General features: G+C 39.7%; 21 protein-coding genes and 1 pseudogene. 8 read left to right on the forward strand and 14 right to left on the reverse strand.

Translation table 11 applies throughout. From position 1 onward, the window contains the following. Positions 1-43: 43 nt before the first annotated feature. Together GWK08_RS02225 and GWK08_RS02230 are read left to right on the forward strand one after the other, a co-directional pair. Entirely contained in the window at positions 44-2647 is a 2604-nt protein-coding gene (locus GWK08_RS02225; protein ID WP_163605278.1) for a zinc-dependent metalloprotease, read from the forward strand. A 145-nt stretch (positions 2648-2792) separates the two neighbouring features. After that, positions 2793-3361, forward strand: a pseudogene (locus GWK08_RS02230) (REP-associated tyrosine transposase). 54 nt (positions 3362-3415) lie between these two features. Here the strand turns inward: GWK08_RS02230 and rimO are convergent. The 10 genes from rimO to GWK08_RS02280 all read right to left on the reverse strand — a co-directional run bounded on the left by rimO (position 3416) and on the right by GWK08_RS02280 (position 11528). Continuing rightward, entirely contained in the window at positions 3416-4717 is a 1302-nt protein-coding gene (rimO, locus tag GWK08_RS02235) for a 30S ribosomal protein S12 methylthiotransferase RimO (RefSeq protein WP_163605279.1), read from the reverse strand. Between the two features lie 146 nt (positions 4718-4863). Then, positions 4864-6519 (reverse strand): amidase family protein, encoded by a 1656-nt coding sequence (locus tag GWK08_RS02240; protein WP_163605280.1) that lies wholly within the window; start codon positions 6517-6519, stop codon positions 4864-4866. Positions 6520-6671: 152 nt separating this feature from the next. Continuing rightward, complete coding sequence (gene ftsY, locus GWK08_RS02245) at positions 6672-7625, reverse strand: signal recognition particle-docking protein FtsY (protein ID WP_163605281.1); 954 nt, start codon at positions 7623-7625, stop codon at positions 6672-6674. A gap of 213 nt (positions 7626-7838) precedes the next feature. Next, positions 7839-7991, reverse strand: coding sequence for a DUF4295 domain-containing protein (locus GWK08_RS02250; protein WP_163605282.1), 153 nt, complete (start codon positions 7989-7991; stop codon positions 7839-7841). Positions 7992-7999: 8 nt separating this feature from the next. After that, a complete protein-coding gene (gene rpmG / locus GWK08_RS02255) occupies positions 8000-8182 on the reverse strand; it encodes a 50S ribosomal protein L33 (protein WP_073181589.1) in 183 nt (60 codons plus the stop codon). Between the two features lie 20 nt (positions 8183-8202). Beyond that, positions 8203-8439 carry a 50S ribosomal protein L28 gene (gene rpmB, locus GWK08_RS02260; protein WP_163605283.1) on the reverse strand — a complete coding sequence of 79 codons (237 nt, stop codon included), beginning with the start codon at positions 8437-8439 and terminating at the stop codon, positions 8203-8205. A gap of 77 nt (positions 8440-8516) precedes the next feature. After that, positions 8517-9764 (reverse strand): competence/damage-inducible protein A, encoded by a 1248-nt coding sequence (locus GWK08_RS02265; RefSeq protein ID WP_163605284.1) that lies wholly within the window; start codon positions 9762-9764, stop codon positions 8517-8519. Beyond that, the gene (locus GWK08_RS02270; protein WP_163605285.1) at positions 9764-10102 is read right to left on the reverse strand and encodes an Hpt domain-containing protein; all 339 of its coding nucleotides are present in this window, start codon (positions 10100-10102) and stop codon (positions 9764-9766) included. Before GWK08_RS02270 ends, GWK08_RS02265 begins: the two co-directional genes overlap by 1 nt. Before the next feature lie 2 nt (positions 10103-10104). Further along, complete coding sequence (locus GWK08_RS02275; RefSeq protein WP_163605286.1) at positions 10105-10716, reverse strand: fumarylacetoacetate hydrolase family protein; 612 nt, start codon at positions 10714-10716, stop codon at positions 10105-10107. A gap of 35 nt (positions 10717-10751) precedes the next feature. Continuing rightward, positions 10752-11528 (reverse strand): 3'-5' exonuclease, encoded by a 777-nt coding sequence (locus GWK08_RS02280; RefSeq protein ID WP_163605287.1) that lies wholly within the window; start codon positions 11526-11528, stop codon positions 10752-10754. Between the two features lie 130 nt (positions 11529-11658). Here GWK08_RS02280 and GWK08_RS02285 point away from each other — a divergent pair, with 130 nt between their 5' ends. Further along, complete coding sequence (locus tag GWK08_RS02285; protein WP_163605288.1) at positions 11659-12504, forward strand: tetratricopeptide repeat protein; 846 nt, start codon at positions 11659-11661, stop codon at positions 12502-12504. 237 nt (positions 12505-12741) lie between these two features. Then, positions 12742-13185, forward strand: coding sequence for a BLUF domain-containing protein (locus GWK08_RS02290; RefSeq protein WP_163605289.1), 444 nt, complete (start codon positions 12742-12744; stop codon positions 13183-13185). 73 nt (positions 13186-13258) lie between these two features. Here GWK08_RS02290 and GWK08_RS02295 read toward each other — a convergent pair whose 3' ends face one another. From GWK08_RS02295 to GWK08_RS02305, 3 genes are all read right to left on the reverse strand, one after another. Next, the gene (locus GWK08_RS02295) at positions 13259-14593 is read right to left on the reverse strand and encodes a dihydrolipoamide acetyltransferase family protein (protein WP_163605290.1); all 1335 of its coding nucleotides are present in this window, start codon (positions 14591-14593) and stop codon (positions 13259-13261) included. A gap of 233 nt (positions 14594-14826) precedes the next feature. Continuing rightward, positions 14827-15447 carry a recombination mediator RecR gene (gene recR, locus GWK08_RS02300; RefSeq protein ID WP_163606284.1) on the reverse strand — a complete coding sequence of 207 codons (621 nt, stop codon included), beginning with the start codon at positions 15445-15447 and terminating at the stop codon, positions 14827-14829. A gap of 57 nt (positions 15448-15504) precedes the next feature. Then, a complete protein-coding gene (locus GWK08_RS02305; RefSeq protein WP_163605291.1) occupies positions 15505-15687 on the reverse strand; it encodes a hypothetical protein in 183 nt (60 codons plus the stop codon). A 207-nt stretch (positions 15688-15894) separates the two neighbouring features. On the opposite strand from GWK08_RS02305, the gene GWK08_RS02310 reads away from it, so the two are divergent. Beyond that, the gene (locus GWK08_RS02310) at positions 15895-17331 is read left to right on the forward strand and encodes a sodium:solute symporter (RefSeq protein ID WP_163605292.1); all 1437 of its coding nucleotides are present in this window, start codon (positions 15895-15897) and stop codon (positions 17329-17331) included. On the opposite strand, the gene GWK08_RS02315 is transcribed toward GWK08_RS02310, so the two are convergent. Beyond that, positions 17308-17667: a CoA-binding protein gene (locus tag GWK08_RS02315; protein ID WP_163605293.1), complete on the reverse strand. Its 360-nt coding sequence runs from the start codon at positions 17665-17667 to the stop codon at positions 17308-17310. The genes GWK08_RS02310 and GWK08_RS02315 overlap by 24 nt on opposite strands. A 107-nt stretch (positions 17668-17774) precedes the next feature. Here GWK08_RS02315 and GWK08_RS02320 point away from each other — a divergent pair, with 107 nt between their 5' ends. The 3 genes from GWK08_RS02320 to GWK08_RS02330 all read left to right on the forward strand — a co-directional run bounded on the left by GWK08_RS02320 (position 17775) and on the right by GWK08_RS02330 (position 21206). Then, the gene (locus GWK08_RS02320) at positions 17775-20180 is read left to right on the forward strand and encodes an outer membrane beta-barrel family protein (protein WP_163605294.1); all 2406 of its coding nucleotides are present in this window, start codon (positions 17775-17777) and stop codon (positions 20178-20180) included. Between the two features lie 147 nt (positions 20181-20327). Further along, positions 20328-20660 (forward strand): ArsR/SmtB family transcription factor, encoded by a 333-nt coding sequence (locus tag GWK08_RS02325; protein WP_163605295.1) that lies wholly within the window; start codon positions 20328-20330, stop codon positions 20658-20660. Positions 20661-20693: 33 nt separating this feature from the next. Beyond that, on the forward strand, positions 20694-21206 hold the full coding sequence (locus GWK08_RS02330; protein ID WP_163605296.1) for an ArsI/CadI family heavy metal resistance metalloenzyme: 513 nt from the start codon (positions 20694-20696) through the stop codon (positions 21204-21206). The last annotated feature ends 10 nt before the right edge of the window (positions 21207-21216 follow it).

The following is a 21216-nucleotide window of genomic DNA, read 5'->3' on the forward strand; positions in this document are numbered from 1 at the left end:
TAAATTTGTTTAAACCACATTATTAAAACCAAACTTGTTATATATGAAACGAATTAGTTTAGGGAAAAATGCAATTTTTCTGCTTGCATTTGTATTCCTGTTTAGCATTAATGATGCGAACGCACAACGAAGAAAAAAGAAAAATAAGAAGGAAGCAGTTCCAACCGCTCCCGTAAAAAAACCCAGTAAAAAGAAATCTATTGCCGATCTTACTAAATCCAGTAAAAAAATTGAAGGACTCTTTACGATCTATCAGGATACGGTAAACGGTTCTATCCAGATGCTGGTATCGGAAGATCAGCTGGGGAAAGAGTTTATTTATTTTAGTCAGATAGCTGATGGAGTTGTTGACGTGGGAGCTTTCAGAGGAGCTTATCGCGGTTCCAAGATCTTCAAGATCAAAAGATTTTACGACAAAATCGAATTTATAACACAAAACACTTCTTCCTATTTTGATCCGGACAATGCGGTTGCCAAAGCTGCTAACGCCAATATCAGTAAAGGAATAATGGCCAGTGAAAAAATTGCGGCTCACGATAAGGAAAAAGGTCTTTATCTTATTAAGGCAGACAATATTTTCCTGAAGGAAACTTTACTTCAGGTAAAACCTCCGCGTTTTCCCGGGCAGCCACCCACCGCTTTTACTTTAGGGAATCTTGACAAAGGAAAAACCAAAGTTTCCGGGATCCGAAACTATCCGGAAAACACAGATCTCCAGATCAATTACACCTACAGTAAGTCGAGTGTACTTAACAACGGGAGTCGTGGTGTTACTGATGGAAGGAATGTGAGTATCAAGGTATATCACAGTTTAATTGAAATGCCTGACAATAATTACCAACCCAGGTATGATGACCCAAGAGTAGGTTTCTTTACTACTCAGGTTACCGATATGACTTCTCAGAGTTATACCCCCTACAGAGACCTGGTTCACAGATGGTACCTTGAAAAAAAGGATCCTAATGCTGCTATGTCAGAGCCTGTAGAGCCTATCACCTGGTGGATAGAGAATACTACTCCCCAAGAGATAAGACCGATCATTAAAAGAGCGGGACTTAAGTGGAATGAGGCTTTTGAAAAGGCTGGCTTTAAGAATGCAGTTGTTATTAAGGAACAACCGGATGATGCTGATTGGGATGCAGGAGATATCCGTTACAATGTATTGAGATGGACTTCTTCTCCTAATCCTCCGTTTGGTGGATACGGACCAAGCTTTGTAAACCCGAGAACAGGACAGATACTTGGTGCCGATATCATGCTTGAATACGGTTCTCTGGGTAACAACCTGAGAAACGAAGGTGTTTTTGACAAAGCCGGTTTTGAAATGTATCTAGGCGATTATGAAGAAGAAGCCGAATATATGAAACACGATCCTGCATATTGTTCTGCGGGTCAGTTTGCGCAGTTAAATAATATGTTCGGAATGGCTGCTCTTGATGCCATGGGAGAAGGAGCTTTGGAAAAAAGCAAGATGGTGGAAGAATTCCTTCACTTCCTGATCCTTCATGAAATGGGACATACCCTAGGTTTAAATCACAATATGAAGTCCAGTCAGCTTCACAGTCTTGAAGATATAAATAATGCCAGTATCACAGAGAAAGTCGGACTTATCGGTTCTGTAATGGACTATCCGGCAGTGAATTTCTCTTCTGATCGTTCGAATCAGGGGAATTACTGGACCAAAACTCCGGGGCCATACGATCATTGGGCTATTGAGTTCGGATATAAGCCGGTTAACAATCAGGGTGAACTGGATGCTGTTCTTAAAAGATCTACCGAGCATAAATTATTCTTCGGTAACGATGCCGATGATATGAGAGCTCCCGGAAAAGCAATGGATCCAAGAGTTAATGTAGGTGACCTAAGTAGCAATGCTATAGATTACGCGATTCAGAGAATGCAACTTTCGAAAAATGTTTCCAAGGAGCTTCTTAAGAAATTCAGCAAAGACAATCAGTCTTATCATTCCTTAAGAACTTCATACCTCGTAGTTACAGGACAGCAAGCAGGGTCTGCCAATACCATCTCCCGATATATCGGAGGGGTTTATGTAGATCGGGCTTTTATTGGACAAGATGGAGGTACCAAGCCTTTTATTCCGGTAGAGGCAACTAAGCAGCGTAAAGCGATGAAGGCTCTGGAAACTTATGTTTTCTCTCCTAACGCATTTAAAGTATCCGATCAGTTATACGGTTACCTGCAAATGCAGAGAAGAGGCTACAATTTCTTTGCCAGTCCTGAGGATCCGAAGATCCACGCCAGGATCCTGAATATGCAGAGAAGTGTATTAAGACACGTTTTACACTTTAATACTATGCAACGTATCCTGGATTCCCAGTTATACGGAAACGAGTACAGCTTATCCAGTATGATGACAGATCTGAACAAGGCAATTTTCAATGCAGATATTTACGGTAATGTAAATACTTCAAGACAGAATTTACAATTGGAGTATACCAATATGCTGATAAATGCTTTAACCGGAAGGATCAATACCAGATATCCGCATGCTGCCAAGTCTATGATCTTACACAATTTGAAGAGCATACAAAGGATGGCATCGAATTCTAACGGTAATACTGCCAGTAGGGCGCATAAAGCTCATTTAAAAACATTGGTAGATAATGCCTTAAAAGAGGTCAAATAAAAGATCGTTTATATATGACAAAAAGCCGTATCGTTTGATACGGCTTTTTTTATTTTAAATCATTCACGCAAGCGCTAGAATGTTTCTGGCGCTATAGATAAATACATTTTGTAATAAAAATATTACTTTTTGTATTTTAGTGCTTATGAGTAGAAAATATAAATTTTACAATCCATCCGGTTTATATTTTATCTCTTTTGCTGTGGTATATTGGGTTGATGTCTTTACACGAGAAAGGTATCTGAATATTTTAGCAAGAAGTATCGAGTATTGCAGAAAAGAAAAGGCGATGGAAGTCTACGCTTACTGCTTTATGCCAAACCATGTTCATTTAGTTTTCAGATCCGGAAATGATAATCCGTCCGGGTTAATAAGAGATTTTAAAAAATATACGGCTAAAAAAGTAATTAATGCCATTAAAGAAAATCCGCAGGAAAGTAGAAAAAAATGGATGTTGAAAATGTTTGAAAAAGCCGGAAAAGAAAGCTGAATATAGAGAAGTATCAGTTTTGGCAACATCATAACAAGCCGATAGAACTATGGTCTTCCCAAGTCATTAAGCAAAAAATAGATTATATCCATAAAAATCCTGTAGTTTCAGGTTATGTAACAGATATTACAGGTTGGAAATATAGCAGTGCGAGGAATTATCAGGACGATAATACGGTATTGAAAATAGATAGTGATGGTTTTTGGTTAGGGCTGGAAAATTAGATGGTAATAGGCGCTAGTCTGAGACTAGCGCCAACATGTGGCAATATATGTTTTCTATACCGGTTCTGCATAGAGGTCGAAGTCGGCGGCCTCTGTTACTTTCACATTGATAAACTCACCTATTTTTACATAGTGCTTTGTAGCATCTATCAAAACTTCGTTATCAACGTCCGGTGAATCGAATTCTGTTCTTCCGATAAAATGAGTTCCTTCTTTTCTGTCGATAATACATCTGTATTCTTTGCCGATCTTTTCCTGGTTCAGCTCCCAGGAGATCTGCGACTGGATATCCATGATCTCCGAAGCCCTCTGTTGCTTTACTTCTTCCGGAACATCATCTTCCAGCTTATAGGCATGGGTATTCTCTTCATGGCTATAGGTAAAGCATCCAAGGCGTTCAAAACGCATTTCCTTGACCCATTCTTTCAGTGTATTGAAGTCTTCTTCGGTCTCTCCAGGATATCCCACAATAAGAGTGGTACGAATAGCCATTTCGGGAACGGCTGCCCTGAAATCCTGCAGTAAGCGTGTAGTTTTTTCCTTTGTGGTTCCCCTTCTCATACTTTTGAGAATAGGATCTGAAATATGCTGCAGAGGAATATCTATATAATTACATATCTTTTCTTCCTGGTCCATAACTTCAAGTACATCGGTTGGGAAACCGGTCGGGAAAGCATAATGCAGGCGTATCCATTCTATTCCATCCACTTTCACCAAAGCTCTTAACAGATCGGCAAGCTTGCGCTCTTTATACAAGTCTAAACCGTAATAAGTCAGGTCCTGAGCAATTAGTATCAGTTCCTTTACCCCATTTGCAGCCAGTTTTTCCGCTTCGGTAACCAGTTCTTCAATGGGTGTTGATTTGTGTTTCCCTCTCATGAGTGGGATAGCACAAAATGAACAGGGTCTGTCACATCCTTCTGCAATCTTCAGATAAGCATAGTTCTTCGGAGTAGTTGTTAATCTCTCACCGATCAGTTCGTGCTTATAATCGGCCCCAAGGGCTTTTAACAGCACGGGCAGATCTGATGTCCCGAAATACTGATCCACATCCGGGATCTCTGCTTCCAAGTCCGGTTTATATCGTTCGCTAAGGCATCCGGTAACAAAGACCTTGTCTACTGCTCCTTCCTCCTTTTTATTGACATATTCTAAAATAGTGTTTACACTTTCTTCCTTGGCATTCGCTATAAATCCGCAGGTATTGATCACCACTATATTCCCTTCCTCTTCATGTGCTACTTCCTTGCCATTAGCTTTTAACTGTCCCATAAGAACTTCGGAATCATAAACGTTCTTGGAACATCCTAATGTCACTACATTGATCTTATTCTTTTTCAGTGATTTAGTGCGCATAGCCTTTAGAATTTTGGTTTGCAAAAATACAATACTATAAGAAGATAACGGCAATAATACCGATAATTTTCACTTTGTGAACCCAAAAGGGTTAAAATGAAAAAGTCCGCATTAAAACGCGGACTTTCACATAAGGTCAGATATATTTACTGATAATTTTCAGGTGCCTTTCTGGCCCCCGTCTCTTTTTCATATGCGTAACCTAGTTTTAAGAGCGCATCTTCCGTAAAAGGTTTCCCGATAAAGGTTAAACTGATGGGCTCTCCCGTGGGTTTATATCCCATGGGTACCGTTAAGCAGGGGTATTTGGCCACTGCTGCAAAACCGGCGTGATAATTATTAATAGACAATACCGCATCTAACTGATGCTCTTCCATCGGAACATCAAAAAAGTGCTTTCCGTTGGTATTCAGTGTGTTCTTGATTGCTTCAAAGTCCTCACGGGTTGTCGAATCAGCTACGATCCCATCAAATAGTTGTTGCCCGTAAGGTGCGCGTACGAGGGTATCTTTCAGATTGTATTCAACCACATCCTTTACATAAGCTACATCAATATTTTCACTTGCGTGATCCTTCAGATAGGCAGGTAAATCATATTTCATATCAATATTCAGCAGGGTAAGGAAACCGTTCATAGCCACCTGAGGAGGATCGAACTCAATGATCTCAGCTCCGAAACCTCTTAATTTATCAACCGTTTCGGCATAAATCGTATCCTGTAATAGTTGTTTAATAACGCCTAATCTCTTTCCTTTCAGACTCGCACTTTTAAGATCTTTCAAATAATCCTTATCCGAAGCCACCGAAGCGGCATCCGCATTGTCCTTTCCGGTCATAGCATTGAGAAAGATCGCATTATCGATCACATTTTTGGTCATAGGCCCGGGAGTATCCAGGGTACTTGAGATCGGTACAATACCCGTTCTGCTCAAAAGGCCAATGGTTGGTTTTAACCCCACTACCGAATTCTGACTTGACGGCGACAGGATAGATCCCGAAGTTTCCGTCCCTACAGTAGCTATAGCATAGTTGGCAGCGGTGGCAACTCCACTTCCCGAACTGGACCCTCCGCTCTCAAATACTTTCCTTCCGTAAGGATTAAGAGTTTGTCCTCCTATAGCGCTGTATCCCACCGGGCATCCGCTACAGAAATAATAGGCCCATTCGCTCAGGTTAGCTTTTCCCAGGATAAGGGCCCCGTTTTCCTGCAATCTGTCCACAATAAAGGCATCTTTTGCTTTATTTTCAGCAAGGATAGCGGCCCCTGCCGTGGTGTACATATTGGAAGTTCCGATATTGTCCTTAACCAATACTGGCATCCCGTAAATACTGTATTCTCTGCCATCGGTAAATGGTTCCTTATCGAGTTTCCGTGCCTCTTCCACTACATCCGGATTCAGGCTGATCACAGCGTTTAAGGATAATTGATTATCGCTCTCATACTTTCTGATCCTGTAGATATAAAATAATACCAGCTCTTCATGGCTTAACTTTTTATCCCGGATCGCAGCTTGAATAGCCGGAATATCCTGCTCTATGATAAGAGGTTTTAAAGCCTCATATTTTTCTTCTGAAAAGTCTGCCAGATCCGAATCATAAGCTCTCCAGATATCATTTTTATCACTTATTTTGGAGTTGATCAGCTTATAGCGCATTCTGGGATTCTCGTGATTTGCCTGTTCGGTCAGTTCACTTCCTTCATCAAAAGGCTCCCAGACTACCAGTTCTGCAGCTTGCTGTTTTTCCTGTTTACAGGACATAAAAAAGGTAATACAGAGAGCTGCTAAGAATATTTTTTTCATCGTTGGTTATTTAGAATTAAGTTAAAGCTGCATCCCATATCTGAAAAGGAAATTCCAGGCTTTAAGTTCCACTAAAGATAAGTAGAAAGCATAAAACAAAAAACCTCAAAAATTTGATTTTTTGAGGTTTCGTATCCGGTGTTTAAATCTCTTTATTTGAAAAAGGAATCTACAAACTCATATTTGTTAAAGACCTGCAGGTCTTCGATACCTTCTCCTACTCCTATATATTTTACAGGGATCTGGAACTGGTCTGAAATACCTATAACTACTCCTCCCTTTGCAGTCCCGTCCAGTTTGGTAACTGCCAGGGAACTCACTTCGGTAGCTTTTGTAAATTGTTTAGCCTGTTCAAAAGCGTTCTGTCCTGTAGAACCGTCCAGTACCAGTAAGATCTCATGAGGGGAATTATCTACCACTTTTTGCATCACCCTTTTTACCTTGGTCAGCTCGTTCATAAGATTTACTTTATTGTGAAGACGTCCGGCAGTATCTATAATAACTACATCGGCATCCTGAGCTACGGCAGATTTAAGAGTATCGAAAGCCACAGAAGCCGGGTCACTCCCCATTTCCTGCTTAACGATAGGAATATCTACCCTGTCTGCCCATACCTGAAGCTGATCTATGGCCGCTGCCCTAAAGGTATCTGCAGCTCCAAGAACTACTTTTTTACCCTGTTTCTTAAACTGATATGCTAATTTTCCGATAGTGGTGGTCTTCCCCACTCCGTTTACTCCAACTACCATCAGAACATAAGGTTTTGAAGTTTCGGGAATACTGAATTCCGTAGCTTCTCCCACATTGGTTTCAGACAACAAGCCTGCAATCTCTTCTCTGAGTATCTGATTAAGTTCTTCGGTTCCCAGATATTTATCCTTTGAAACACGTTCCTCAATACGCTCAATGATCTTTAAGGTAGTGTTTACCCCAACATCACTGCTTACCAGCACTTCTTCCAGATCATCCAGCACATCATCATCTACTTTGGATTTTCCGGCAACTGCTTTGCTCAATTTGGAGAAAAAACTGGATTTACTTTTTTCCAGCCCCTTATCTAAGGTTTCCTTTTTATCTGAAGAAAATATTTTTTTAAAAAGGCTCATACTAAATGAGTATTTATTTTATAGTTGTTCCCAAGCCCTGCCATTCACTATACTTTTGTTCTTTTAAATCCGGAAACAAAAGAAGCAAGAAGGAAATCTGTGTCTGTCAGTGAATTGAAATTAATTTTCGGGCTATGTATTATCAAAGATATAAAAACAAAAAACTACTCTCTGTAAGAAAGTAGCTTTTATTAATATTGTTAGAAACGTGTGTTACTTCTTGCTTAACCACTCGTTTACACGCTCAGGTGCCATAACTGACTCTACAAATGTGTAGGCTCCTGACTTAGGAGACTTAACCATTTTGATAGCTTTGGTTAATCTCTTAGAACTTGTTTGTAACGATGCTACTGTCTTCTTTGCCATGGCTTAAATTATTTGATCTCTTTATGAATAGTCATTCTCTTCAGAATAGGATTGAATTTCTTGATCTCCATTCTGTCTGGTGTATTCTTTTTATTCTTCGTTGTGATATAACGAGAAGTACCCGGCATACCAGAATCTTTATGCTCTGTACATTCTAAAATAACCTGTATTCTGTTACCTTTCTTTGCCATCTTTCTTTATTTTTTCAGGATTACTTAATAAATCCTTTTTCTTTAGCTTCTTTTAATACTGCAGAAATACCTTTTTTGTTGATGTTTTTCAATGCAGAAGTTGATACCTTTAAAGTAATCCAACGATCCTCTTCAGGTATATAAAAGCGTTTTTTCGTTAGGTTAGCGTTGAATTTACGCTTTGTTTTATTCATTGCGTGCGAAACGTTGTTCCCAACCATCGCTTTTTTACCCGTAAGTTCACAAATTCTTGACATTTCTTCTAACTTTTTGTGTTATTTCAAAACAGGGTGCAAATTAACGAATTTTTTAGCGGACTGACAAAAAAGAATATTTAAAATTTTAAAATTTCTTTTTGCAATAATTCAAATGCTTTATTTGCCGTCTTATTGATCACTTTTTCCCGATGATTTCCCATGTTTGCTTCAAACGAGAAGATCCCTTCGGGACTGGCTATTCCGATAAAGACGGTTCCCACTTCGGCATCTGATTCGCCTTTACTGGGTCCTGCATTACCTGTTGTGGAGATAGCAAAGTCGGTTTTTAACAACTGACGGACATTTTTTGCCATTTCTTCTGCTACCCGGGCACTCACCACCGAATGTTCCTTAATAGCGGCTTCCGGAACTCCCAGGATATTTGTTTTTACCTCGGTAGCATAACTCACCACACTTCCTTTAAAATAGGCCGAAGCACCTGCCTGTGCTGTAATACGTTCGGCTATTTTCCCTCCGGTACAGCTTTCTGCAGTAGCCAAGGTCATTCCTTTTTCAGTTAAAAGGCTTCCGATAAGGAATTCTATGGAATGGTCGTTTTCCGTTCCGTATATAATATCTCCTATGATCTGCCTGAGGGATTCTACGCGTTTATCCACCTCCTTCTCGATCAACTCCTTGTCTTTTCCTTTGGCAGTTAACCTCAGTCTTACCTTTCCGAGGTTGGGCAGGTAAGCCAGTTTTATATAAGAAGGCAGGTCATTTTCCCAGCTTTCAATTTTTTCGGCAATTGCACTCTCTCCCATCCCATAGGTAAGCACCGTTTTGTGAAGGATAAACGGAAGTTCGAATTTTTGACGCACCCTGGGTAATACCTCGTCGGTGATCAATGCTCTCATTTCGTAGGGTACACCGGGCAGGGAAACAAAAACTTTCCCATTCTTCTCCAGCCACATTCCGGGAGCAGTACCAAATTTATTCATCAGGGCAACGGCCTTCGAAGGTACCAGTGCCTGTCTCCTGTTCACTTCAGAAATAGGAGTGCTGATATAACGGGCAAACAACTCCTCAACATGGGCCAGTACCTCATCATTCTGTACAAGGGTATCATTAAAATATTCGCAAATGGTATGCTTGGTAATATCATCTTTGGTCGGACCCAATCCGCCCGTTATAATGATGATATCTGCTCTGTCTTCCGCTTCGGACAGGGCCTGAAGAATATGTTCTTTCTCATCCTGTACGGAAGTGATCTGATAAACAGACACTCCTGTTTTATTGAGTTCTTTGGAAATAAAAGCAGAATTGGTATCTATGATCTGCCCTATAAGAATTTCATCACCTATTGTGATAATTTCTGCCTGCATCAGAGTCCAAAGTTATCTTTTAGCTGCGCGATGGCTTTATTAATATTTTCTTCCACAAAAGGGAATAAGCCGTTAATGACCCCCATATCTTTATCATTCTTCCCCTGGGTTTCGATTTCCAAAACCTTCACTCGCACTTCTTCCATTCCCAAAAGATCCACATTCGGTTTTATTTTATGGGCATGCTGATAAATCTCTTCAAACTTCTGGTTTGCAATCGCTTCCTTAAGATTTGCCAGATCCTGAGGAGTCTCTTCTAAAAACACTCCAATTACCGAAACAATAAACTCTTCGTCTCCTCCGGAAAGCTCGGTTAATTTATCTAAATCGTATAACATAGCTATTTAATATTTAGGGCCAATAATTTCCTATCCTCTAAAAAGCCCTCAAGGTAATCATTTGGCTTTACTTTACCAACTCCTGCTGGTGTACCGGTAAAAATTATATCGCCCTTTTTTAATGTAAAAAACGTAGATACATATGCAATAAGCTCATCTATCTTCCATAGCATAAGGCGCGTATTCCCGTTTTGAACAGTTTCCCCGTTTATTGCCAGTTTAAAACCGAGGGCATTCAAATTTTTATAATCGCCTTTACGCCTCCACTCTCCTATCACAGCCGAACCGTCAAACCCTTTGGCCTTTTCCCAGGGCAGGCCTTTGGTTTTTAATTGGCTCTGAAGGTCTCTTGCCGTAAAATCTATCCCTAATCCTATTTCGTCATAGTATTTATGGGCAAAGCGTTCATCTATATGTTTGCCTACCTTGTTAATCTTAACCAGCACCTCTACTTCGTAATGAATATCATCAGAGAAGTCCGGGATAAAAAAATCCTGTTGTTTAGGCAGCACCGCCGAATCCGGCTTCATAAATATCACCGGATTTACCGGTTTTTCATTTGATAGTTCTTCTATGTGTTCAGTATAATTTCGTCCTATACAAATAATTTTCATTCCTGATCCACTTATATCTGTCCCTTACGGGTACTTTACATCAATTTATTATTCAGTTTTCGAAGTTTGATAGCAGTCAATACCTTTTTGGTATACAGCGGGAAATCGGCATTTAACAACCATCCGAAATAACCCGGTTCCTCTTCCATGACCTCTTCTACTTTTTTGCCTTTGTGCTTTCCGAAAGAAAACACTTCCTCTTTATCCTTATTATATATTATAAAACCTGCAAAATCTGCAGACTGTCTCCTGGTTGTAAATTCTGAAAGCGACTTAACATCGTTTTCCAGTTCGTCATAGCGATCTATCTGCGCCTTTAAGATCTCATAAGTTGCAGTAGTATCGGCTTCGGCACTGTGTGCATTTTCCAGGTCTTTATCACAATAAAATTTATAAGCTGCTCCCAGGGTCCTCTTTTCCATTTTGTGAAAGATGGTCTGGACATCTACAGATACCATATTCTTCATATCGAAATCTATATCGGCTCTCAGCATTTCTTCCGCCAGCAAAGGAATATCAAAACGATCTGAATTAAAACCCGCCAGATCACTGTCCTTGATCATATTATAGATCTGTTTGGACAAGGCTTTAAAAGTAGGTTCATTAGCCACTTTTTCATCCGATATCCCGTGAATTGCCGTTACCTGTGCAGGAATGGGGCGTTCAGGGTTTACCAACCATGTTTTACTCTCTTTGTTCCCATTGGGAAATACCTTTAGAATTGATATTTCAACGATCCTGTCTCTTGCCACATCCGTGCCGGTTGTTTCCAGATCGAAAAAACAAATGGGCTTATTGAGTTTTAGTTCCATGAATTCCTGTTGATAAAGTGAAAGGCAAAGATAACGAGATTATTACTTTTTTTGGGATTTATTTATCAGCTCTTTAACAATAGATTAGAGATATTTTTATCTTCGTTACACTTTTAAATCAACTATCATTTTGAAAAAGTTTATATCACTATCCATCGTTTTCCTTTTATTTCTTTTTTCTTGTTCCGGGGAAAAGAAAAACAACCGCCTGAATTATTCCACTTCTTCCGATACCGCTATGGAATATTATAATCTTGGCTGGCAGCAGATCATGGACGAAGGCAGATACGGACAGGCAGAGCAATCGTATAGAAAAGCACTGCAGGCCGATCCTTCCTTTCTGATAGGTCAAAGTGTCCTGGCAAGACTTACCACAGACCTTAATGAACGCCTGGAACTTTACAAGAACCTGGAAGAGAAAAAAGAGAATATCAGTGGGGACGAGCGACAGGTACTCGACGTTTATATTGCCTTAACAAAGTTTACCAATCTCAGAGAACAAAAAGACCCCAAAGCGGGAGATGCTCTCCAACAGGCCCTGACTCTTGCCGAAAAAAATCTGAGGCAGATAGTGCACAAATATCCGGAGGAAGTGTATTTAAAAGCAGAATACCTGGAAGTCCTTCATTCCGTTCACGGAGCGGAGGCTTCTTTGGATACACTTGCCAGGATCGTGAGCAAAGAACAGCAGGACAACCCGTTTATTCTTGGGTACAGGGCCGGAATGCAGGCAGAGACAGGGAATTTTTCCGAAGCTTTGGGCATGGCAGCGCGTCTCAGGGAGCTTGTAGGAGATTCTAAATTACCAAAACCTGATGCGGTATATGCAGATATTTACTTTAAAATGGATAGCCTCCGGAAGGCGAAAATGCACGCAGACCGGGCTTACCGGCTTGATCCGCGTAATCTGGACGCCAGTCGTTTAAAGACCAGGATAGATACCAAATTACAGTCTCAAAAGGAAGAAAAAGACTAAAAAACAGGGAAAAAGTATGCTTTTTTCGGAATTTTACAACGCTTGGTATATTACGATTATTCTGCAAGAAAACCCTAAAAAAATTGTAATAATGTTAATTTGAAAGGTTTTTTTTTGATTTCATCGATAAAAAACAGTTAAATTGGCACTTATATATACTTTTACTTTATAATTAAGAACCGAAACTGCCTCATTGATTACCGTATTTTATTAATTGTTATTTCGACCTAATTAAATATGGTTCACTATTTATGTTATATAAGTACAGAGCAGTTGGCGTTCAAAGAGGACGATCTTATTAAACTGTTATCTGTTTGCAGAAAAAACAACAGGATACACAATATCACTGGCCTTCTCCTCTATTTTGAAGGGCATTTTATTCAATTCATAGAAGGCGATAAAGAAACTGTCCAATCCCTCTTTAAAAAGATTTCCAGAGACAACAGGCACAAATCTGTTTTTAAAATTACCGAGTCCAAAAGTAAGGAACGGAAGTTTGGTAATTGGTCTATGAGTTTCCCAACCCTTAATAAAGATAAGGTTGTGGGACTACCCGCTTATAAACCTTTCGAAAAAGAAATTGTTTTCAGAGGCTTTGATGTTAAGGACAATCATCCGGGACTGGTGCTGATGCGATCGTTTATGACACAAAGTAAACGCAAACAAGTTCAATATTTATAATCACAATAAAGTTTAAAATGTAAAAAGCCCTGACGTAACTGTCAGGGCTTTTTATTATTCTGTATATAGATATCTATATTTCTCTGTTAATATCCCAGGCCTCAAGGTAATCTGCAACTGCTTTTACAAACATTCCTCCAAGAGCTCCGTTAACCACCCTGTGGTCATAACTGTGAGACAGGAACATTTTGTGCCTGATCCCGATAAAGTCGCCTTCCGGAGTTTCGATCACAGCAGGAACTTTTCTGATTCCTCCCAGTGCAAGGATCCCAACCTGCGGCTGATTAATGATCGGAGTTCCGAAGACACTTCCAAAGGTACCTACATTGGTAACCGTATAGGTTCCGCCCTGGATCTCATCGGGTTTTAACTGATTGTTTCTGGCCCTGTTAGCAAGATCGTTCACCTTTTTAGCCAAACCTACCAGGTTTAACTGATCGGCATTCTTTATAACAGGTACTATCAGGTTTCCGTCAGGAAGAGCTGCCGCCATTCCGAGGTTGATATTCTTTTTCTTTATGATCGAATCTCCGTTAACAGAGATATTCATCATCGGGTAATCGCGAAGCGCTTTGGCAACAGCCTCCATAAAGATAGGAGTAAAAGTAAGCTTCTCTCCTTCCCTCTTCTGGAATCCGCCTTTTTTGGCATCTCTCCACTTTACGATATTGGTTACATCTACCTCAACAAAACTCTGAACATGGGCAGATGTATTTATACTATCTATCATATGATGGGCAATAAGTTTACCCATTCTAGACATTTCAATGATCTCGTCCTCTCCGTTTACGGATACAGGTACAGGTGCAGGTTTCGGCTTCTCAGCTTTTGGCTTCGGTGCTGTTTCCTGTACGGCAGTAGTTTGAGGAACGCTTTCAACCGGCTGGCTTCCCCTGTTCTCTACATAAGCAAGAATGTCATTCTTCGTTACTCTTCCTTCTTTTCCTGTTCCGGCTATCTGCTCCAGTTCGGACATTGAAATACCTTCTTCCTTGGCAATATTCTTTACCAAAGGAGAATAAAAACGATCTGATAATTCAAAGTTTAAAGTTGTCGAACTTACGGTTTCCTGTGCAACCGCAACTGTTTCTTCCACGGCTTCTACAGAAGCTACCACTTCTTCTTTTTCAACAACGGTATCTGTAGTATCGGAAGGTGCTGCATCTCCATCAGTTTCTATAATAGCAATGGTCTGGCCTACCTGAACAACATCATCTACATCGAATAACTTCTCTACCAGAACACCATCAACTTCACTGGGAACTTCAGAATCTACCTTATCTGTAGCAATTTCCAAAACAGCTTCATCCATCTCAATGGTATCTCCTACTTCTTTCAACCATGTAGTAATTGTTGCTTCCGCAACACTCTCTCCCATCTTGGGTAATTTTAATTCAAATTTTGCCATTTTACTAATCTGAAGGTGTTTTTTATATCTCAGTTTGCGAAATTAATTAAAAAAAAGCTATTTCTTTAAATATTCAATAATAAATTTGAGTTAAAGAAATTCGGTGCTTTTTAATATTTCTGCCTGATCGGCGCATAAAATTACTACTTTTTCACCTATTTAAAATCTTTATTCCGTTGCAAATCAGATAAAAATTATTTTATAAGCTACTAAAGTACAGCCTGTGTAAAAAATTAACTGTTCTTCAGGGAATTCTCAAAAGGGATCCTGTTAAGGATACTTCTTCCCAGGGTAACCTCATCGGCAAATTCCAGTTCATCACCTACAGAGATCCCACGGGCAATAGTAGAAGTTATTACTTCATAAGGTTCCAGTTGTTTGAAAATATAAAAATTGGTAGTATCTCCTTCCATAGTAGAGCTCAGTGCAAAGATGATCTCTTTTACTTTTCCGGATCTTACCTTTTCTACAAGACTATCTATATTAAGATTGTGAGGGCCGATCCCGTCTATGGGTGAGATCTTTCCGCCCAGCACATGGTACATCCCCTTAAACTGATTTGTATTTTCTATGGCCATGACATCCCTGATATCTTCAACAACACAAATCGTGCTCTCTTCCCTTTTGGGATTGGCACAGATCTCACAAAGTTCGGTATCGGAAATATTATGGCAGTTTCTGCAAAACTTTATCTCTGATCTCAGATTTTGCAATGCAAAGGAAAGTCGCTCTGTCTGTTCTTTGGGTTGACGCAGCAAATGAAGCACAAGTCTTAAGGCAGTTCGCTTTCCTATCCCTGGTAACTGGGATATTTCATAAACTGCATTTTCAAGTAGTTTTGAAGAAAATTCCATGGGGTAAAAATACAACATTTGTAGTGTATTAGTAGCTCCACAAAATAATTCTGTCCGTTAACTGGCCTTTTTATAATCTTTAAAGTCTCCCTTAACCGAAGGAAGAAGATCTTTTTCCTGCATGGAAATATACTTTCTCTTCTTTTTCGACGATTTGGAGTCAATGCTGTTTACGCTAAAGATCAGTAGGAGAACGTTAACAGACAACAAACTAACTAAAGTGATTAAAAACGTCATCATTGCTTTTTTATAAGGTTGTTATTCAGGGCTATTGAGATAAATTTCATTGGTTTTCTCCGGTTCAAAATCCGGTAAATAGGATCTCTTACATAAATCACTTGCTATTTATATAACCGTTTAAACCTCATTTACCCTACCAAGGGATTTATAAATATTAGCAATTGTCTTATGATTCTTTTTTGTACTTTTCACTTATAAATACGATTTATGCAGCCTTTTCAGATTATTTTACTCATCGCTTCTTACTTTGGTTTACTAATTTTAATTTCCTTCCTGACCGGGAAAGACGACAGCAACGAGACTTTCTTTAAAGCTAAAAAACAATCGCCCTGGTATATTGTTGCCTTCGGAATGATAGGGGCTTCCCTGAGTGGGGTTACCTTTATTTCGGTACCCGGCTGGGTAGAGGCTTCCAAATTCAGCTATATGCAGGTCGTGCTGGGATATATCCTGGGATATCTTATTATAGGAACCGTATTACTCCCTTTGTACTACCGTTTAAACCTTACTTCTATTTACACTTATCTGGAGGGACGTTTCGGAAATTACAGCTATAAGACCGGAGCTTCGTTTTTTCTGATATCCAGGGTTGTCGGTGCAAGTTTCCGCCTCTTTCTGGTGGCTAATGTATTGCAGATCGTATTGTTTGATGAGCTCGGTATTCCTTTCTGGACCACCGTGGTCATTACTATTTTACTTATCTGGCTCTACACTTTTAAATCGGGGATCAAAACCATTATCTGGACCGATACCCTGCAAACCCTCTTTATGCTGATAGCTGTTGGGGTAGCCATATTTACGGTGTACGAAGATCTCGGGCTGGATCAGACCAGCCTGGTAACTTATATTTCGCAAAGTGAATTGTCTCAGATGTTCTTTTTTGACGATTTTAAAAGTGCTGATTACTTCTGGAAACAGTTTTTTTCCGGAGCTTTTATTGCAGTGGTAATGACCGGGCTTGATCAGGATCTTATGCAGAAGAACCTCACCTGTAAAAATCTCAAGGATGCCCAGAAGAATATGTTCTGGTTTACCATAGTACTCACGATCGTTAATTTTGTTTTCCTGTCTTTGGGATTACTACTCACCATGTATGCTCAGAATAACGGGATAGACGCTCATAAGGACGATCTCTTTGCTGTACTGGCCAAAGATCATCTGGGAACCACGGTCTTCTTTTTCTTTTTAATTGGACTGATAGCCGCTGCCTACAGTAGTGCCGATAGTGCCCTTACTTCCCTGACCACTTCTTTTAGTATTGATATTCTCGATATAGAAAAAAAATACGATGCAGCCAGGCAGGTTGCTATCCGGAAAAAAATTCACATCCTTACTTCTGTTGTACTGGTATTGGTGATCATTGCCTTTAAGTATATTATCAGGAACGAAAGTGTAATAGCCAAGCTTTTCGTCTTTGCCGGTTACACCTATGGTCCGCTGCTCGGGCTGTACAGCTTTGGATTGTTTACAAAGTGGAAGGTAAAAGACAAAATTGTTCCTATCGTTGCTATCCTGTCTCCTGTAGCCGCTTACATCATTTCGGTTAACAGTAAGGTATGGTTAGGTTTTGAATTCGGATTCTTTATTCTGGTACTTAACGGTTTTCTTACCTTCCTCGGGCTAGTACTGATCCGTAGAAAGTAAAACAAGAGTACAGGCTATCTCTGGCTGAATATTATTTTCTCTCAGTATCCTGTAGAATTCGGGATTTTCTGTTCCCGGATTAAAAATTACCCTTCGCGGACCCAGGGAAACAATATAATTGTAATATTCTTTTTGTCTCATTGGATTCATATAAAGTGTAACTGTATCTACATCTTCATAATCCAGTAATTCAGTATCTATGGAGACACCTGCAACTTCTCCTGCTTTCAATCCGAAAGCCACTACTTTTTCATTATGTCTTACCAACCTGTTGATAGCCAGATTAGAATATCTGTTAGGCTTTAATGAAGCCCCGAATACCAGTGTTTTCAGCATCTGTTAAAATGTGTTAAATAATGTAACATCGTTTTACTATGGTCGTCAATTCAGTGACAACCTGACGGGGGTCAAACTTAAACATCAATCGAAAAACAAACCAATAAATGAAAAAATTAATGACACTTTGTGCATTGGTCGTCTCCTTTGCACTCTATTCACAAGGAACTTTGGTCCAACCGGAAAAAATCGGTACCATCAGCGGGAAGGTGATCGATAAAGGGCTGAACCAGCCGGTAGCCTACGCCACGGTGGTTTTAAAATCCAAAACCGACGGAAGTACCATTATGGGAGGGATCACTGAAGATAACGGAGATTTTAAATTAAAATCGGTTCCGGAAGGGACCCATATGTTTGAAGTACAGTTTATCGGCTACAAAAAATTCTCACAGGAAATTCAGATCTCCAGAAGGAACAGGAATGTTAATCTCGGAACTATCGCGCTGGAAGAGGAAGTTTCCCAACTTGAAGGTGTGGAAGTGGTTGCAGAACGTTCTACCATAGAACAAAAGGTAGACCGTAAGGTGATCAATATAGGGAAAGACCTTACCACTGCCGGGCCGACAGCTGCCGATATCATGAATAACCTTCCTTCGGTAAATGTCGATCAGCAGACCGGAAACATCAGTCTGAGAGGAAATTCCAACGTAAGGGTAATGGTAGACGGAAAACTTTCTAACGTACCTGTAGCCCAGTTATTGAGACAGATCCCATCATCATCTATTAAAAGTATAGAGCTAATTACCAATCCTTCAGCCAAATACAACCCTGAAGGAATGAGCGGACTTATAAATATTATCCTTCATAAGAACGCAAATATTGGCTTTAACGGGAACATAAATACGGGACTTACACACGGAATTGAACCAAAATTCAACGGAACTTTGGATTTAAACTATCGAAATGGTAAATTTAATGTCTACGGAAACTATGGACACAATGCTTCCAGGAATGTTAATGACGGACATATTTTCAGAGTAGAAGAGAATTCCGAGCAGTTCTTTGACTTTTTTGACAATAGAAAATCGCACCTGATCAAGGTTGGTTTCGACTTTTTCCTCAATGAAAAGAATACGATCTCCTTCTTTACCAATCAGAATATCTTTGATGGAAGAACAGAAGGAAGAACCAATATTCTTTATTATAACGGAGATTTCCCGAACGAGACACAGTTCTTTGTTTCGGATAATGAGAACAGAAGTCAGCAATACAACTTCGACTACAAACTGGAATTTGCGCAAGAAGGACATAATATAGAGTTGGAAATAGATCACAATACTTTTTCCAATGATGAAGATGCAGATTTCCGTTTCGTAGGTGGTACGGGACAGATCCCGGACTATATGGATTTTGTAGATACGGAAAGAGACCAGACCTTTGTTAACCTGGATTACGTAAATCCGCTGAACGATAAAACAAAACTGGAACTTGGAGTTGAAGCCAGGCTTTTCGAGACCGAAGTAGATTATGAATCTACGGGTCTTACCTTTAATTCCAGTGGAGTACTTCGCCCTACTCCGGATACAAATTTTATTTATGATCAGGAAATATTCTCGGCTTATGCTACCTTTGGACAGAATTTTGAAAAATGGTCTTATCAGATCGGAGCAAGATTCGAAGATGTAAATGTAAAAGCCGATACAAATCAGGTACGATCTTTTACGGATAAGTATACTCAGATCTATCCGTCCGCGTTCCTTACCTATAGACCGAGTGAAAAAAATCAGTATCAGGTAAGTTTTAGCAGAAGGGTGGACAGACCGGGATTAGATCAGGTAAATCCGATTAGGGAATGGGCTACACCGCTTATTTCATCTTTTGGTAACCAAAATTTAATGCCGCAGTTTACAAATTCTGTAGAGATGAATTATACCCGCAGATTAAAGAAAGGAAGCGTAACTGCAGGGGTTTTCTACAGAAGAATTGAAGACGAAATTAACAGGGCTGTGTATATTGATCCACTGGATGAGAACAAACTTATCCTAACTTTTGATAACTTTGACGATAATTCTGCTTACGGATTTGAAATGTCTAGTAGCTATAGACCGACTAAGTGGTGGAATTTTAATGCAAGTTTTGATCTGTTTTTCCAGACGCAGAAAGGATTTGTGGGCTTGGATCAGGTAGAAGTAGATAATACTTCCTGGAATTACAGAATGAATAATAACTTTGTAGTAAATAAAAAACTGACTTTCTCATTGTTTGGGTTTTATAGGGGTAAAAACAAAACCTTACAATTTGATGTTGAACCAATGTACTTTATAAATGCGGGGGCGCGTTACTCCTTCGCTCAAGGGAAAGGTACATTGAGTCTGAACTTTAACGATGTGTTTAACACAATGCAGTTTGCCTTTAATGGTAGGTTGCCGTTCAGACAAACAGGAGACTTTAACTGGGAAAGCAATACAGTATATGGCGGCGTTTCCTATCGCTTTGGTAGTGGTAAGAACAGAGCCTTAAGAAGGAAAAACAGGGATAAAAACACCAAGCAAAGTAGTGGTGGTATCCTTTAAAAGCTTTAAAAGTAATAACTACGCAATTTTTTTATAGTTGATGGTTAGTGTTAATTGTTAGTTATTAGCCAAGCCCTGACAGAAATGTTGGGGCTTATTTTTTTATTTCATTTATTTATCGTAATATTACTATATATTAATTAAGCGATGGGAATAACCAGATCAGATATCTATACAGATGAGCAAAACAGGATCGCAACCGTGGCCAAGGCCATAGGGCATCCTGCCAGAGTAGCCATATTACAGCATATCATAAAAACCAGATCCTGTATATGTGGCGACCTTGTTGATGAGATAGGCCTGGCGCAGCCAACCATCTCGCAGCATTTAAAAGAACTAAAGAATATTGGCATCATAAAGGGCAATATAGAAGGTACCAGTGTCTGCTATTGTATAGACGACACTACCTGGAAAGAATACCGGGACCTGCTCGGGCTCTTTTTTGAATCGCATAATCCTTCAGATGAAGATTGTTGTTAATTATCAAATACTAAAAATTAAAAATCAGAACTCATGAATAAAGAAGTTTTTCCAAGAATGCACGTCTCCCTTTACGTTTCCAACCTTGCGGCGACTGTTAATTTTTACTCTACATTTTTCAGGAAACCTGCAGACAAAATAAAAAGCAGATACGCAAAATACATACTCGATTCGCCTTCTCTCATTATATCGTTTATAGAGAATCCGGAAAGGGTACAGTCCAATTTCGGGCATCTGGGCTTTCAGGTCTCCACCAGGGAAGAAATGGAACAACGCCTAGAATTAGCCAGAAAGCAGGACATTGTCCATAAAGAAGAGATCGGAACGGCCTGTTGCTACGCTGTACAGGATAAATTCTGGGTAAACGACCCCGACAATATCCAGTGGGAAGTTTATTATTTCCATGAAGATGCAGAATTTAATGACCCGCATTACGAGCTTCAGGACACCTCAGCTTGTTGCATGCCGGCTGTTGAAGAAAAACCCAAAGTAGCCCTTGCGGAACTGTCTAAAGACAGTTGCGATCCGAATAGCGGTTGCTGTTAATCATAATATC

Origin of the sequence: Leptobacterium flavescens, from assembly GCF_010671605.1 — a bacterium.
GTDB classification, from domain to species: Bacteria; Bacteroidota; Bacteroidia; order Flavobacteriales; family Flavobacteriaceae; genus Leptobacterium; species Leptobacterium flavescens.